Raw genomic sequence first — 15,292 nt, 5'->3', positions numbered from 1 at the left:
GATAATATCTTTTTTAATGTTCGTGACCGTGCGCAGGTAATTCTCCTGATGCAGCGGAAAGTTTAATTTGATAAGCTCCTTTTGTCACCACCCTTTCTCCTTCAGTCACTCCTGAAAGTAATTGAACATTGATACTATCAGTTGATCCGAGTTTGACCTCTCTCTTTTGAAAGCTTTCTCCGCCAACCTGTACATACACATAAAAGCTTCCCTGCTCTTCCATTAAAGCTGATGTAGGAATAACTAATGCATTTGGAATCGGTGTTGATTTTAAAAAAACCTCTGCAACTGAACCTGGTATAATATTTCCAATGTTGTCTATCTCAAAAGTGATTGGAATGAAAGGAGATTTGTCAGAAACACTTTTTCCATAAGAAATTAATTTCCCATTTAATTTTTGTGTTTCAAAAACATCATCCACTCCTACTAGTTTAAAATTAGCACTCGAAATTGTAGGAAGTTTATTGAAATATAATTGAGAAACATTTGCCTTCAAAACTAATTTTTCGTTTTTAGAAATAACTGCAAGTGGAGTTCCTGCCTCTACAAACTGACCATCACTAATCAAAATATTCTTTACAAAACCAGCCATTGGTGATTCTATAGCAAGACCTTTTGCTGAATAATTTTTAGCTAGCGTATTGTAAACCGTTTGCGTATTTTCAAAATCAACTTTAGCTTGTAAGTATTCCTTCTGGGAAATAATATTGCTCTTTACCAATTCACTTGCACGTTCAAAATCTGCTTTTGCTTTATCGTAATTTGCTTTTGCTTCTTTAAAGTTGGCGTCAATAGTTCCTGTTGAGATATTACCACCCGACACAGTAAACAAGTTAGTACCGACCTTTACTTCAGAACCCACAATTGTTTTGTTACTTGCAAACATTACAGAACCGCTTGCATTGGCTGTTATAATTATCTCATCACCAGGTGCAGAAAGAATTTGTCCGCTCGTTTTAATAACGTTACTGAAAGGTGTTTTTAAAACTGGGGCATTAGCAAATTCAACTTTCCAAGCTTGTTCTTTCAAATAGGTGATATCGTCACCACTTTCAATCACCTCTTGATTATCTAGTGCAGCCTGTTCATTCGAATAAACAGATATATTATCTATAATGATTTGATCAGTAAAATCTTCTGTCTCAATATCGAAAATGAGTTTACCATCTCCTTCTGTTTTTGGTTTTAAAGCCAATCGGAAAATCCCTGGTGAACTCGCAGATTCCGCACTATTTCGGATTCCATTTTCTCCCATTACTAAACTCACTGTTACTTTGCCAGCAGTAAGTGGTAAAAAGTTTTCTCCCAAAATGGTAAAATGTGCTGCAAAAGTAGATGTACTTCCTACAACTAAGGGTTTGAATTCTACAAATAATTCTGTTTTTTCGGAGTAAATTGTATATGCAAGCGGTTCTAAACTGCTTGTTGCTTCTTGGCTTTGACTGTTTTCATTTTTGTCAGAACATCCAACAAATAGGAATGCCAAAAAGACCATCATAATTGATGCTATTTTCATAATTCTTTAGATTTTAATTTAGTTTAGTGCTTGTGATCACCGTCTTCGTGACTATGTCCATGACCTTCTTCTGTTTTATTAGAAGAGTTGTCGCTTTTCACTTTAAATTCTTCTTGCGTATGGTCTTCATCTTTATGGTCCTCATGAACCGAACCATCTGAATGCTTGTGAACACTTTCACTTTTTGTATGTCCACCTTCGCTATCATGCTCGTGTCCATGACCATTTGAATCTTTATTGTCACATCCTGCAAACATTAAGGCTGTTACAGCCAATACTATAATTGAATTTTTCATCGTAATTTTTGTTTTGATTTTTAAGTAAAATAAATCTGTACTTGACATATTAAAATGCAAGTAAAATCAATCCTTTAGAAGATAAAGGAAATTAAACGATGAAATAAGGAGGAGCCCGAAGCCCCGAAGGAAGGTGGTAAAGTGAATTGAAATAAACAGTTTTGTACAGCGGTTGTGTATAATGCTGAACAAAAGGTGAAGTATGCTGAAAATTATAAGTATCTGATAATACAGCAGGGTAAAGGGATAGTTGTTTTGAAAAAGTAGTATGGGAATTGTTGTTACTTAAAAATGCAACATCCTTTTCGCTATGTTGAAAGTGAGAAAAAAGATGTCCAAAATCAAAATCCTCAGAATCGTTTTCGTGATTATTTTCGTGATGATCATGCTGTTCTCCATCAGAATGTTGATGCTCGAAATGAACAACTTCATGGTCGTGATGATTATGTGGTATTAAATTGTGACCCAGCATCATTGCTAAGGCACTAAATAACATTAATATGGAGGTGTATTTCTTAATCACGTTTTTCAAAAGTAAATAATATTTATTGATATTCAATATTTGCATATCAAAAAGATGAAGGAACACCACCTCAAAAAATCACATCAGTATGTTACTATAAAGGAATGTTCTATATATCTAGGTTTGGATGTTCTTGAGGTAGAGGAAGTTTTGTTTTAAAACATCATAATATTTAGTGTTATTTATGCTTGTATGAATATGAAAATGAGTATATTTACAACTTAAACGTTCATTCATATAAGTACATAATACACGATATTTCACGTGTCCTATGTGGTGACCTACATTTAATAAAACCTTTTAAACGCAAGTGAAATAAGGGGTTTGAGGTTTTTTGGTGCTCCCTAGTGGGACAACAGAATAAAAACCTGATAATCAATTGATTATCAGGTTTTTTTTTGTTTTATGATAATCTAAAATATATTGATGTCTATTAAATGATTCTACCATGAATTTAATGGTATTCCTGAAACTTAGAATATTTGTTAAAAGAAAACGTTACCGTGATAAAATTATGAGATTATGATTAGTACGGGACTAGTTGATTTGAAATCAGACCACTAGATAAAATCTCTTGGTAGCTGATTTAGAGAATTTCTTATTAATTAAAGAAGGGCTTTTTTGTATTAAAACTAAGTTTAATACATTACTACAAAATGATTGTTTTCCACTAAAATCGCAACAGAACCAATTAAATTAAGGATCAAGATTCCTTTAAACAAAACAAATTATATAATTGGGCTACCAATATAGGTTGTTAATCCCTAATTTTAACGATGTGTTTTTTCAATAATACAGCCGGTAATCGCATTGATTAATTTTATCTAGAGTTAAACTTTAGCAAAAAGGAAGAAGGGATTCCTCAGTTGTTAAAATCTAAGATTTTCTCAACTATCGGAATGACAGTTCGTAGAGAAGTCTTTGGGGTAAAATTTGCTCAAGCTTCGCTTGAGCAAATTTTACCCCACCCAAGCCAACGAAAACCTGTCATTCCGATGGAGTGAAACGACGAGGAATCTCTTTTTAAATAATTACGACTTAGCTTGGTAACCCAATTATATAAATTCAGGATTCGGGATAGCTACATAGACAAACTTACTTTACAACCTTCAAAGAATAAATCACAGCACGAATTCTATTAAAATCATAACTTGCTGACATTGTCGGTGGCGCATCCAAATAACCACTTATTGCAACTATCGTATTTCTATTTGGATGTTTGAAATGGTAGCTCCAAAAACGACCACCCGAAGGTTCTGACTTTCCTGTGAATTTGAATAAACCTCTAAATTGATAACCTGTGATGTCACCAATTTTCAATTTTTCATATTGTGGAATAACCGCTGGATGATCTTGCGTTCCCATATAAACTCCTTCAATTTCATGTCGTGCGTAATACTTTAAAATAGTGTCGCGCATCATCATTAAATTGTCAGGATGCAATTGTCTTTCATCTGTGTACGGATATTGCCAAACCATCACTCCACTTTGTATGAAATTCGCTCTTGATGTACTATACGCACCGGTTGTTTCCATGTCCATTTGACGTGTTCTATCTGGGAACATTATGATTGCATATTCATCATTAATAGATTCATAACTAAACTTGGAAGGAAGTGTTAAATCAATTCCAAATTTAGATTTAAGCCTATCTCTTGTAGCTTCATTTTTTTTGGAAGGATGTCTATAGTATTCACGTTTCCATTCTTGACGATCGTAAATTTGGAAGAGATAATCTACTTCTTTGAGAAGTAAATCATACAAATCGCTTATATCGTGTGCTTGCAACTTGGTGTATAATTGAGTTTTCGCATAGTAATTTTCATAAATATGCATTGTCGGAGATCCCTTTTCGATTTTCTCATCAATGGAAAGCTCTATAACATTTCTTAGTCGGGTGGATAATCTTTTGAAATCTTGAGGTGAACGTTGATACACTTCAAAATAAGGAGTAATGGGATAAAAAGGTCGTATGGGCGCAGCGAAAATAGAATCAAATAAAAATTCGATTTCTTTAATATATTCTGTTGGTTCTGCAACAACAATTAATCTTCCTGGCTTACCAGTATATTGAGATACAGAGCCAGCGTTTATTATTTTTCTTCCACCTTGTTGGGTTGAATCTTGCGCTATTTCAGCTTTTGACTTGGTTTCTTTTTCAGATTTAACTTCATCTAAACATGAAGAAAGAATAACACTTAGGAATAGTATAGCCAACCAATTTTTCATTTTCTAATCGTTTTATGATGTAGACAAACAGCAATAATTGTGCTAAAGAAACAAGAAAAGAAAGATTAATGTTTTATTTAACACGAATTTTTTGTCCGACTTTTAAATCTCTGTAATTTAAGCCTGGATTGAGTTTTTTCAATTCTTCCAAGGTTGTTCCCGTTCGATTTGCAATCGTCCATAAGGTTTCTCCTGACTTAATGGTATGGGTTTGACCAGTTATAGGTTGTTTTGACTGTGAATTTGTGCTTGCCACAGGAGCTTTAGGCTTTGGAGCTGCACTGCTTGAATAAATTGTTAATTTTTGTCCGATAGCTAAACGTGTTGAACGCATATTATTCCACTCCATAATACTGCGCACTTTAACACCATATTGATCTGCGATATGTCCTAAAGTCTGACCTCGTCTGACATAGTGAACTGTTACATCTCCTCGTTCTTTTTCTTCAACCTCTACTACACTCTCATAAATCAAAGAATCTAAAACATAAATACTGTCTTCGAATTCTACCCATTTCCCAACTAACTTTGTAGGAATAGAAATACATTGTGGAGGTGATGTTTTAGGAATGTATGTTGTTTTGTAAATTGGATTTAAAGCTTGAATATCTTCAACAGACCATCCAATAATTGAATCAATAACCTTCATGTGCATTCCGTCTTTCAAACAAATAGTGTCTGTTTCGAAATCATGAATCTTGGCTTCTCTTGCTTTAACATTATGCTCTGCGTGATATGTTAACATATATGACATTGCAATAAAATTAGGCACATAACCTTGTGTTTCTCTTGGTAAAAAAGGGCGGATTTCCCAATAAGTCATTTTCCCACCAGAACGACGAATCGCTTTATTGACATTTCCAGGACCTGCATTATAGGCAGCAAGAGCCATGTTCCAATCGTCATATAAGCTGTGTAATTTTTTTAAATATAAACATGCAGCTTCGGTAGCCAATTCTGGATCCATTCTTTCATCGATATATGAATTTTGATCCAATCCATAATACTTACCTGTACGGTACATAAACTGCCAAAGTCCTAAAGCACCAGCTCTGGATTTCACTTGTGGACGCAAACCACTTTCAATTACTGATAAATATTTTAACTCCAAAGGCAAACCGTGTTCAGCCAATTTCTGTTCATACATTGTGAAGTACAATTTTGATCGACCCAAAACAACACTTGTAAATCCTCTTCTGTTTTTAGCAAAAAACTTTAGAACGCTTACAACATCTCTATTACATTCTAATTGAAAAGGACTCATCTCGTTCATCTCAGCAATACGCTGACAATAAATAGAATCATCAAATTCAGGCACATCGTCTTCATCGTAGCCCAAAGACTTTATGATAGAATCGGTTTGACTGTCTGTAGATGAAAAATCCCTGTAATAACCTTCTAATGTATTCTCAACTACACGTAAAAATTGTTCATACTCTATGACTTCCGAACTGTCCTTTGGTGTTAATGTATCCGTTTGACCATAAGCAGAAATTCCGATAAACAGAACCAAAGTTTGAAATACTATTTTATTTACGTGTTTTATCATTTAGCAGAAATCCATTAAGTAAGCTGAAGTATCAAGTAATTCCTTTTCACCAAAATGCTTTCCAATTAATTGCAAACCGAAAGGCATTCCGTTGCTGTGTTTTCCAATTGGTAAAGAAATAGCAGGATTCCCAGCTAAATTAGCTTGTACAGTGTATATATCTTGTAAATACATTTGAATTGGATCTTTCACCGAATTCAATTCAAATGCCGTTGTAGGAGTCGTTGGCAACAAAATTAAGTCATTTTGAGCTAAAATTTCGTTGGTACGGTCCTGTATTAATCTTCTTACTTTTTGAGCTTTTGTGTAATAAGCGTCGAAGTATCCTTGAGAAAGTACAAATGTACCTGCCATGATTCTTCGTTTTACCTCATCCCCAAAACCTTCAGTTCTTGACTTTATATAAACCTCTTCAACGCCTTTTGCTTCATCACTTCTGTAACCAAAGTGAACACCATCAAAACGAGATAAGTTTGAAGAAGCTTCTGCTGTTGTCAAAACATAATAAGTTGGAACCATCTGCTCAAGATAAGCGAAAGAAACAGGAATTAACTCATGGCCATCTGCTCTTAAACAGTTTACCAATTGTTCAATTCTCGCCTTAACTTCAGGATCTATTCCATCGCTATCAAGTGTTTCTTTTATATAAGCGATCTTTAATTTCCCCTTTAACGGACTTGGTGTTAATGAAGGAACTACTTTCTTTGAAGCTGTTCCGTCATATTCATCACCTCCAGCCATAATCTCTGTTACCAAAGCAATATCAGCAATGTCATGAGCTATTGGTCCAATTTGATCAAAAGAAGAAGCGTAGGCAATTAAACCATAGCGACTAATTCTTCCATAAGTTGGTTTGAATCCTATTGTTCCAGTAAAAGATGCAGGTTGACGAATTGAACCTCCAGTGTCACTACCTAAAGCAACTGTACATAATTCTGCAGCGACAGCAGATGCTGAACCTCCAGAAGAACCACCAGGTACGTAGTCTTCATTCAATGCATTTCGAACAGGACCATACGCTGAATTTTCATTTGAACCGCCCATTGCAAATTCATCGCAATTTAGTCGACCAATAATTACAGCGTCTTCAGCCAATAAACGCTCAACCGCAGTTGCCGTATAAATTGACTCGAATCCTTCTAAAATTTTGGATGCAGCAGAAACTTTATGTCCTTTATAACACAAGTTATCTTTAATTCCGATAACCATACCAGCCAATCGACCAGCAGTTCCATTTTTGATTTTTTCATCTACAACTACAGCTTGTTCTTTAGCTGAAGTTTCGAACACTTCTAAAAAAGCGTTTAAATCTTTACGTTCTTTAATACTCTCCAAATACTTCTGAAGAATATCTTGAACTGTCCGTCCTTTATCAAGGGCAGCCTTTATCTCGGTAAAAGTTTTATACATGAATAAGGGATTTTATCCTATTTCTTGTTGTTTTCTTTTTCATTTTCACCACCTTGATCTTCATCATTCTTGGTAGCGTCTTTGAATTCTTTCATTCCTTTTCCCAAACCTTTCATAAGCTCAGGAATCTTACGCCCACCAAAGAGCAGTAACACAACTATCACTACGAGAACAACTTGCCAAGGACCAAACATTCCTAAAATCATCTTGCTTCAAATTTAATTTACGCAAAGTTACGTATTATTGTATTAATCTACGACCATAGCTGATAAAGTTTGTGAAGAATGTCAGAAATCATTTTCATGACGTTTAAACTGCAAACTTGAAGTCCTCAAAATTAAAATGATGAGCTGCATTTTTGTCTTTTTGAGGATGACATAAGGGTAGTATTTGAGAAAGGTGAAAGGAGAATGAAAAATTAAAAATGAAAAGTGGAGAATGGTGAAAGGAGAAAGAAAAATGAAAAATGAAAAGTGAAGAATGAAGAGTGAAGAGTGAAGAGTGGTAGTTAGGCATTTGATTTACATTTGCTGAACTCATAACCGTTGCTAACCGTTATAAACGAATAAGATCAGTCATAACAGCAGATACAGAATTCATTAATAATTTCAAAAAAGTTTAAATACCAAATCTAGGAAGCTAATCTAACAACCATTACTAACCGTTATAAACGACTATGACCAACAATAGTTAGAGATACAGAAGTTCATAAGAATTTGGTTTGGGGTGACTCAGTTTCAACTTCGATTACTAACTTTGCACCCAAAGTAATAAAGATGAAAATTGGAATAATTGGAGGTGGTGCAGCAGGATTTTTTGCAGCCATACAAGCAAAAACAAACTACCCTGAAAGCACTGTTATTATTCTAGAGAAATCTAAGAAGCTCTTGGCGAAAGTGAAAGTTTCTGGTGGAGGAAGATGTAATGTTACAAATTCAACTCCTTCTATTTCAGAATTAAGCAAGGCTTATCCTCGTGGTGGAAAACAACTGAAAAAGCTATTCCAAGAATTTAGTAATGAACATACGCTTGAATGGTTTACTTCTCGTGATGTTGCTCTTTATGCGCAAGATGATCGACGCGTATTTCCTGTCTCAAACGATTCGCAAAGCATTATCGATTGTTTAATGGCGGAAGTTAATCAATTGGATATCTCCATTAAGATGGACACTGCTGTTAAAAAACTGGAAGCTACCGTTGAAGGAATTAATGTGTTTTTTGATGATGTAAACAGTGTGTTTTTCAACAAAGTAATTGTTGCTTCTGGTGGAAGTCCAAAGAAAGATGGATTAAGATGGTTAGAAAAACTGGGACATGAAATTGTAACGCCGGTGCCTAGTTTATTTACTTTCAATATGCCGAAAGAAAAGATAAAATCTTTGATGGGAGTTTCAGTTGAAAATGCTACAACAAAAATTCAAGGAGAAAAACTGATTGGAAATGGACCATTATTAATTACACATTGGGGAATGAGCGGACCAGCGGTTTTATCTCTTTCTTCATTTGGAGCAAGACTTTTGGCCGATAAAAACTATCAGTTCAACCTGCAAGTGAATTGGACTAACGAGCAAAGTCAGGAGGTGGTTCGAGAGGGAATTCAAGCCATTATTTCAGAACACGGTCAAAAACAATTGCAGAATATGCGTCCTTATAATTTACCGTCAAGTTTGTGGCTGTACTTATTGAATAAAGTAGAATTGCCATTGGTTCAAAAATGGGATGAGATTGGGAAAAAAGGAGTTCATAAATTAATTGAAGTGCTGGCCAACGATGTTTATGAAGTAAGTGGGAAAACTACTTTCAAAGAAGAGTTCGTTACTTGTGGCGGAGTAAGTTTGAACAGTGTAAATATGAAAACACTTGAGAGTAAACATCTTCCAGGATTATATTTTGCTGGAGAAGTACTGGATATTGATGCGATAACGGGTGGTTATAATTTCCAGGCTGCTTGGACTACCGGGTTTGTTGCAGGGAAACTTAAATGAAAATCCATTACGAATTACGAATGATGTAATTACGAATTTGTAGAGACTTGAAGATAATTCATTTTGGAGTGGAATAGTACACGGACTTTTGTCCCGTATTTTAATCGGGCTGACGCAAACCTTCGAGCGCGGATTTTACGCAGATCTTCTTTTAAATCAAAGGCAAATACATTGTTTCATTAATAATTTGGGTTCTATATGATTTTGTGTGGGTAGATTTAAAATCTATGGTTTTAATTGAAGCTAAACGATTGTTAATTTGGTTCTACTTTTATTTAAATGGAAACTTTCTATTAAAATACATTTCGCTTAATTTCATAAACCACTATTATTCAAGTATTTATTGCACGAAGTCCCAGAGGGACGGCATGTTAATAGGGATGGACGTAAGTCCATCCGCCAAACGATACAAACCGAAACAAAACCCAACAAAATCGACCTAATTGCATGCAATTAGGTCGATTTTGTTGGGTTTTGTATTATATCTATTTTTTTTTAAACCAAGGACTTACGTCCTTGGCTATTAATATGCCGTCCCGCCGGGACTAACCAACTGAAATACAGGAATCCATATGCTTTTTTTGTAAAAAATGAAATGATGATTTGGTTAAATACTTTAAAATACAACTCGTGTAGGTTACAGTTAAATTCGTACTAGAACTATTAATTTTTCAAAGGATTAAAATTGATTACCCACAGTATTTCATATAGAACCATAATTTGGGTACGCATTTCAAGTGTCACAATTATCAATTTTCAATTATTAAGAATCAACCTACAAGAAACAATGCGCATATTCAAATCACTTTGACTGGTTGCATAATTCGCCCCAAAAGATTGGAAGTAAATTTTTCTTTCATCTAATCCGTTCGCAACTAGAAAGTCCAAAACACTTTTAACACGTTGTTCACTTAATGTTTTATTAAAGCTTGGGGAACCACTTTTATCGGTAAATCCAGCTAATTGTAGCACGTAGCTTTTATTATTTGCATCACTTATTAAAGTTCTTAATATCCCTTTACCGCTCTCACTCAGGTTTTTCTGACTTGTATCAAAGAAGACAGAGTAAATTAAAGTATCAATAGTTGAATCGTCAGTTTTTGATTTCAACCTCAATCCTTCATTTATACTTATAAGTGAATCAATTTCTTTCGTATAAAATGAATTCTCTTTTACAATTGTAACCGTATCTGTTTTTACTTCTTTCTTTTCAGTAGTTATTACGGGAACAATTGCTGTGGCATTTTTATTATCAACAGTTTTCTCAGTAGTTTGAGTTTCTTGACTTTGATTTTTGTTTTGCGAATTCGACTTTTCAGGTGATTTAACACTGTTTTTAGTGGAATCACTTAACGGTTTATCGTTAGTGGAATTGCTTTTTGAAGGATTAACTATAATAATATTATTGGCCTTAGAAGAATTATCATCGCCTCTTGATTTTGATTCAGAGTTTGAATCTGCATTTGATTTATTTCCATTGTCAAGTCCTTTCTCACGAATCACACCTATTGTATCTGTGTAAATAATTTTCGTTGCGTCTGAAGCTTTCTTTTCTTTAATGACAGACTGAATAGAATCCGCAGGTTGAACCATTTTCACTTTACTTGAATCAATATTCACCTTATTCAAAGTATCTGACATTACTTGTATTGAGTCACCAACATTCGTTAAAGTATCCATTTTAAGAAACTCTAATGAATCAGCAATAAAATTGTCTTCACCTTTTAATTCCAAGATAGAGTCATTAACCTTAAGGCTTGAACTATCCGTTTTAACTAGCTCAATAGAATCAACAATAACGGTATCCATGATCTCCTCATTTTTCAGAGTTAAATCATTCGTAAAAATAGTATCTGTAGCATCCTGAAAACGCAACAAAGTGTCTTTTAAAACCTTTTCTTCTAATCTCAAGGTGTCTAACGAACTGATTTCTTCACCAGAAACAGTTGTATCCACAGAGTTGATAACATCATTTTCATAATGATTTAAACTTTTGATGTCATTGTTTATTGAATCTGCATAATCAATGTAATCACTTACAGTTAAGTCATAATCCAATTCGGCGTCATTAAAGACATCTCCCCTAGCAAAATATACTGAACCGTAATTTTTCCTAGAAGAACAAGCTGCTAAAACTAGCACCGCAAGTATTAATAATCCTATTTTCTTACTCCAATCCATGCGTCTAATTCCAAAGCAATACCAAATGTTGGTATAAACTGTATTTTACTATTTATTGCGTCCATATTACTAACCATTATCGCTCCCGCGTTAACTCTAATAACTCTAAAAACGTTAACTCCTAATGCTGCGTATACAGGAAGTGTAATGGTTGGGGTAGCAAAACGGTCACCATTTGCATCTTTCATTTTAGTTGTTAAAACTCCTAATGAAATACCTAATGCCGTTAAGGATTTCCCTCTTACACTAAATGATCTTTTGAAAGGAATTGTAAAACCCACTCCAGGTGTTAAACCTGTATTTGAAAAGCTAACATCATTGATATTAGAGTTTAGATTCCATGCATAAAGTCCACCATTGATAGGAAGTGTGAAATTACCTTTTCTGGTTTTTACTTCCATAATAGGATATCTTCTGTATTGTTCAACCAATTCTGAAGCAATAAATGGCTTGATCTCAGTTAAGATCAACTCTGTTAAATAGTTTACTTTTTTATCTAAAGCAGCATTAGAAATAGAATCTTTTTCAGTTCCATCTTTTCTGTGGAGAAGCTTTTTAAATTTGAATTTATTGATTTTTTTAATCTCATTTTCAACTAATCCAGATAATCCATCGAATTCAATTCCATTTCTTGATCTTTGAAGTGCAATTCCTTCATAAACTATTTCATTCAATCCTTCGATTAGTCTCTTAGCGTTATCAACTTTTAGCTCATGCTTATCAATAGTAACTTCACTTTTAATCAAGTGATTACTGCGAATTAAGATATTACCAAGAATCCTTTTCTTAGCATCTACCTCTAATTCTTTAAAAGTAGTAACAACAAAATCGTAAGTTGCTCCAGCTTTTAATGGCTGAGTAACTAAAACTTCGAAATTTTCGGAATTATTATGCAATGACCTGTTCCAACTATAAACAACAGGATCGTTTCCAGATTTATTTTCTTTTATCGTTACTTCAACAAGCTTGATGGATTTATCAATTTCCCCTTCAATAGCGAAAGCCTCGTTATCTGGAAGAACTGGGAAGTTTTTAAATGAACCATTTTCACTATCCAACTTAATAATTTGCGATTGTGCGTTGGCATATCCAAAACTAATAACAGACAGGGCAACTAATATAGATTGTTTTAATTTTAATTTCATTTTCGTTTTATTTCTTGGCACAAGATTAAAACAATTTCATGTTATATTTAGCTTTAATCTTGAACTATTTTAATTTAATGTTTTAGGCGTTAGGAAACTCCAAATCAAAAAAACATCCTGATTAGCAATTCCTCCTCTGTAAGATAACTATTATTTTTAGACAAATCAACTATTCGTTCTATATTTATTGATTCAACTTATAGCTGCCAATAGCTACAAAAGTTACACTTCAACGTGGTAATCCTATTTATTAACAATGCCACCTATGTTTACCAGTAAGTCGACAATTAAATCTTACTATCACTAGATGGCCTGGTTTCATGTAATGATAAGATGATCAATTTGCGTACTTGACAATCAAGAATAAATCTTACGGCCCTCTTCTCGCAGAACAACGTATTTTAAAATCTGCTAAATCCTGAAATTACAACAGGTTAAAAAAATCAGTGAATGTCTACATTAAAAATTACAACCTTGTTTATCGATTCCAATCAATTATTAAAACAAGAGCAGCTCCTAAACACATTAATCTACTGGTCTATTAACAGATAGTCATTTTAATAAAAAAAAGAATTTAACTTAAAAAGGCGATACTGAATAATCAGCACCGCCCTTTTAATATCTTAAATTAGATATTTCTTCCTATTTTACAAAAGCTAAAACTTCGTTTCCGTCTTGATCCATCATGATTAGTTCGCTTCCAACAACTTTATAAGTTACGACTTTAGCAATTAATTCTGTGAATTTATCTGCCATATCCATATTTGGACACATCATTTTAGTTGAAGCAATTTGCCCTATAATTAAATCAGCGTTTGACAAAGTTTCAATTGATGCATTGTAATTGTTACATCCATCTTTACCAGCAACCATCATCTTATCTAAATCAAAGGTGATATTTGGATTATTATCTGCTTTAATAATTGTATCCCCCATCAATCTAGTGCTCATCCACATTCCTCCAAGAGCTGGATTTGGCTGTGAAGGATCAACTTTAATAAATGTCATCGTTTCTTTTCCATCTTTATTATGGAAAGTTAATTTTTCATTTTTCACTTCGTATTTAGCGATTTCAGAAAGTACAGTATGGTATTCGTTTTCCATGTTTTCATTGGCACATTCCATTAAAGTACCAGCGTTTTTACTTAACTTGATATTTTGAGTTGACAATTCATCAATTTGAGCTGAATATAAATTACAACCTCCATTTCCTGAAATTAGCTTTGCTTTTAAATCAAATTTCATGGTTGGTAAAACAATCATTTTATTGATGTTTTTTCCATTGATAGAAGCCAAAACCCATTGTCCATTCAAGTGCATACGTGGATCTTCTTTTCTCTCTAATTCTTTAACTAAAGTGTATTTTGGAGAAGTTTCGTTTCCTTTTGCTTCTTCTTTTTTCACTTCAATTTTTTTCATGAATCCTTCTTCAAATGAAAAACCTTCGATGTCAGCTGACATACCTTGCCATTTTTCATCTTTCAATTCTTCACCTTCATAAACATTCAAACATTCCGTTTTTCCAGCCTCAGCATCACATTCCGTTTTCATTCCTCCAACCCACATCACTTCGTTCTTTGGTGTTGAACAAGATTGTAAAATCACTAATCCGGCAACAAATGGCAATACACTTCTTAATTTCATATTTATTGTTTTAATAATTCTTCTTTAAAAGATAATTACTTTTTTGTAATATTTCGCAAAGTAAGTGACTATATCAATATGTAATTGTTATAATGTGTTAAGCATGCATAATCTTTACCAATGAAATTAAAAATTCGGCTTCAAAGAATGAGTTTTAAAGAAGTCATCGATATATTTAACCGCTTCTTCTTCGTCGTCTAACACTTTAAATAAATCTAGATCTGCCGCATGAATATTTCCTTCTGTCAACATTGTATTTTTTATCCAATCAATTAAACCTTGCCAATATTCCGTTCCAATAAAAACGATTGGTTTGCGTGCAATTTTCTTGGTTTGAATTAAAGTTAACGCTTCAAACAATTCATCCATCGTTCCAAAACCACCTGGCAAAACAACAAATGCTTGAGAGTATTTTACGAACACAACTTTTCTAACAAAGAAGTAATCGAATTTCAAGTTAGCATCTTGGTCAATATATTTATTCCCACTTTGCTCAAATGGCAAGTCAATATTTAACCCAATGGATTGCCCTCCGCCTTCTTGCGCTCCTTTGTTACCCGCTTCCATAATTCCAGGTCCTCCGCCAGTAATTACACCATAGCCTTTCTCTCCAAGCAATCTTGAAATATTGACTGCTTTTTGATAATACTTGCTATCGGGTTGAGTTCTTGCTGAACCAAATACAGAAACACTTGGATTTATGCGCGCCATGCTCTCATATCCTTGTACAAATTCTGCCATTATTTTAAAAATCGCCCAACTGTCGTTCGACTTTATTTCATTCCAATCTTTTCCTGGTTTGTGACTCATATAT

General features: G+C 33.9%; 12 protein-coding genes. 1 reads left to right on the top strand and 11 read right to left on the bottom strand.

What is annotated here, in order from left to right; all coding sequences use genetic code 11:
- Window positions 1-13: 13 nt before the first annotated feature.
- From ERX46_RS01575 to tatA, 7 genes are all read right to left on the bottom strand, one after another.
- The gene (locus ERX46_RS01575; protein ID WP_130092077.1) at window positions 14-1,516 is read right to left on the bottom strand and encodes an efflux RND transporter periplasmic adaptor subunit; all 1,503 of its coding nucleotides are present in this window, start codon (window positions 1,514-1,516) and stop codon (window positions 14-16) included.
- A 23-nt stretch (window positions 1,517-1,539) separates the two neighbouring features.
- Complete coding sequence (locus ERX46_RS01570) at window positions 1,540-1,812, bottom strand: hypothetical protein (RefSeq protein WP_130092076.1); 273 nt, start codon at window positions 1,810-1,812, stop codon at window positions 1,540-1,542.
- A gap of 91 nt (window positions 1,813-1,903) precedes the next feature.
- Window positions 1,904-2,380 carry a hypothetical protein gene (locus tag ERX46_RS01565; RefSeq protein WP_130092075.1) on the bottom strand — a complete coding sequence of 159 codons (477 nt, stop codon included), beginning with the start codon at window positions 2,378-2,380 and terminating at the stop codon, window positions 1,904-1,906.
- Window positions 2,381-3,430: 1,050 nt separating this feature from the next.
- Window positions 3,431-4,564, bottom strand: a complete 1,134-nt coding sequence (locus ERX46_RS01560; RefSeq protein ID WP_130092074.1) for a DUF4837 family protein — start codon at window positions 4,562-4,564, stop codon at window positions 3,431-3,433.
- Between the two features lie 73 nt (window positions 4,565-4,637).
- Window positions 4,638-6,113, bottom strand: a complete 1,476-nt coding sequence (locus ERX46_RS01555) for a lytic transglycosylase domain-containing protein (protein WP_130092073.1) — start codon at window positions 6,111-6,113, stop codon at window positions 4,638-4,640.
- Entirely contained in the window at window positions 6,114-7,523 is a 1,410-nt protein-coding gene (gatA, locus tag ERX46_RS01550) for an Asp-tRNA(Asn)/Glu-tRNA(Gln) amidotransferase subunit GatA (protein ID WP_130092072.1), read from the bottom strand.
- Window positions 7,524-7,540: 17 nt separating this feature from the next.
- Window positions 7,541-7,729, bottom strand: a complete 189-nt coding sequence (gene tatA / locus ERX46_RS01545) for a twin-arginine translocase TatA/TatE family subunit (RefSeq protein ID WP_130092071.1) — start codon at window positions 7,727-7,729, stop codon at window positions 7,541-7,543.
- 570 nt (window positions 7,730-8,299) lie between these two features.
- Between tatA and ERX46_RS01540 the strand changes: the two genes are divergently transcribed.
- Complete coding sequence (locus ERX46_RS01540) at window positions 8,300-9,508, top strand: BaiN/RdsA family NAD(P)/FAD-dependent oxidoreductase (protein WP_130092070.1); 1,209 nt, start codon at window positions 8,300-8,302, stop codon at window positions 9,506-9,508.
- A 756-nt stretch (window positions 9,509-10,264) separates the two neighbouring features.
- On the opposite strand, the gene ERX46_RS01535 is transcribed toward ERX46_RS01540, so the two are convergent.
- The 4 genes from ERX46_RS01535 to ERX46_RS01520 all read right to left on the bottom strand — a co-directional run bounded on the left by ERX46_RS01535 (window position 10,265) and on the right by ERX46_RS01520 (window position 15,288).
- Entirely contained in the window at window positions 10,265-11,689 is a 1,425-nt protein-coding gene (locus tag ERX46_RS01535; protein ID WP_130092069.1) for an OmpA family protein, read from the bottom strand.
- Entirely contained in the window at window positions 11,668-12,834 is a 1,167-nt protein-coding gene (locus ERX46_RS01530; RefSeq protein WP_130092068.1) for a hypothetical protein, read from the bottom strand. Before ERX46_RS01530 ends, ERX46_RS01535 begins: the two co-directional genes overlap by 22 nt.
- Window positions 12,835-13,476: 642 nt before the next feature.
- Window positions 13,477-14,478 carry an META domain-containing protein gene (locus ERX46_RS01525; protein ID WP_130092067.1) on the bottom strand — a complete coding sequence of 334 codons (1,002 nt, stop codon included), beginning with the start codon at window positions 14,476-14,478 and terminating at the stop codon, window positions 13,477-13,479.
- A gap of 126 nt (window positions 14,479-14,604) precedes the next feature.
- On the bottom strand, window positions 14,605-15,288 hold the full coding sequence (locus tag ERX46_RS01520) for an LOG family protein (RefSeq protein ID WP_130092066.1): 684 nt from the start codon (window positions 15,286-15,288) through the stop codon (window positions 14,605-14,607).
- Window positions 15,289-15,292 lie beyond the last annotated feature (4 nt).

It is taken from the genome of Brumimicrobium glaciale, assembly GCF_004152935.1.
In the GTDB taxonomy this organism is placed as follows: Bacteria; Bacteroidota; Bacteroidia; order Flavobacteriales_D; family Crocinitomicaceae; genus Brumimicrobium; species Brumimicrobium glaciale.
The sequence above is the reverse complement of the archived record's forward strand: the minus strand, read 5'-3'. Positions and strand labels throughout refer to the sequence as shown.

Bases quoted from the DNA above. Each gene is read 5' to 3' on its own strand.
- ERX46_RS01535 (WP_130092069.1), bottom strand. From the start codon at position 11,689: ATGGATTGGAGTAAGAAAATAGGATTATTAATACTTGCGGTGCTAGTT.
- ERX46_RS01520 (WP_130092066.1), bottom strand. From the start codon at position 15,288: ATGAGTCACAAACCAGGAAAAGATTGGAATGAAATAAAGTCGAACGAC.
- tatA (WP_130092071.1), bottom strand. From the start codon at position 7,729: ATGATTTTAGGAATGTTTGGTCCTTGGCAAGTTGTTCTCGTAGTGATA.
- ERX46_RS01565 (WP_130092075.1), bottom strand. From the start codon at position 2,380: ATGCAAATATTGAATATCAATAAATATTATTTACTTTTGAAAAACGTG.
- ERX46_RS01560 (WP_130092074.1), bottom strand. From the start codon at position 4,564: ATGAAAAATTGGTTGGCTATACTATTCCTAAGTGTTATTCTTTCTTCA.
- ERX46_RS01540 (WP_130092070.1), top strand. From the start codon at position 8,300: ATGAAAATTGGAATAATTGGAGGTGGTGCAGCAGGATTTTTTGCAGCC.
- ERX46_RS01575 (WP_130092077.1), bottom strand. From the start codon at position 1,516: ATGAAAATAGCATCAATTATGATGGTCTTTTTGGCATTCCTATTTGTT.
- ERX46_RS01570 (WP_130092076.1), bottom strand. From the start codon at position 1,812: ATGAAAAATTCAATTATAGTATTGGCTGTAACAGCCTTAATGTTTGCA.
- ERX46_RS01525 (WP_130092067.1), bottom strand. From the start codon at position 14,478: ATGAAATTAAGAAGTGTATTGCCATTTGTTGCCGGATTAGTGATTTTA.
- ERX46_RS01530 (WP_130092068.1), bottom strand. From the start codon at position 12,834: ATGAAATTAAAATTAAAACAATCTATATTAGTTGCCCTGTCTGTTATT.
- ERX46_RS01555 (WP_130092073.1), bottom strand. From the start codon at position 6,113: ATGATAAAACACGTAAATAAAATAGTATTTCAAACTTTGGTTCTGTTT.
- gatA (WP_130092072.1), bottom strand. From the start codon at position 7,523: ATGTATAAAACTTTTACCGAGATAAAGGCTGCCCTTGATAAAGGACGG.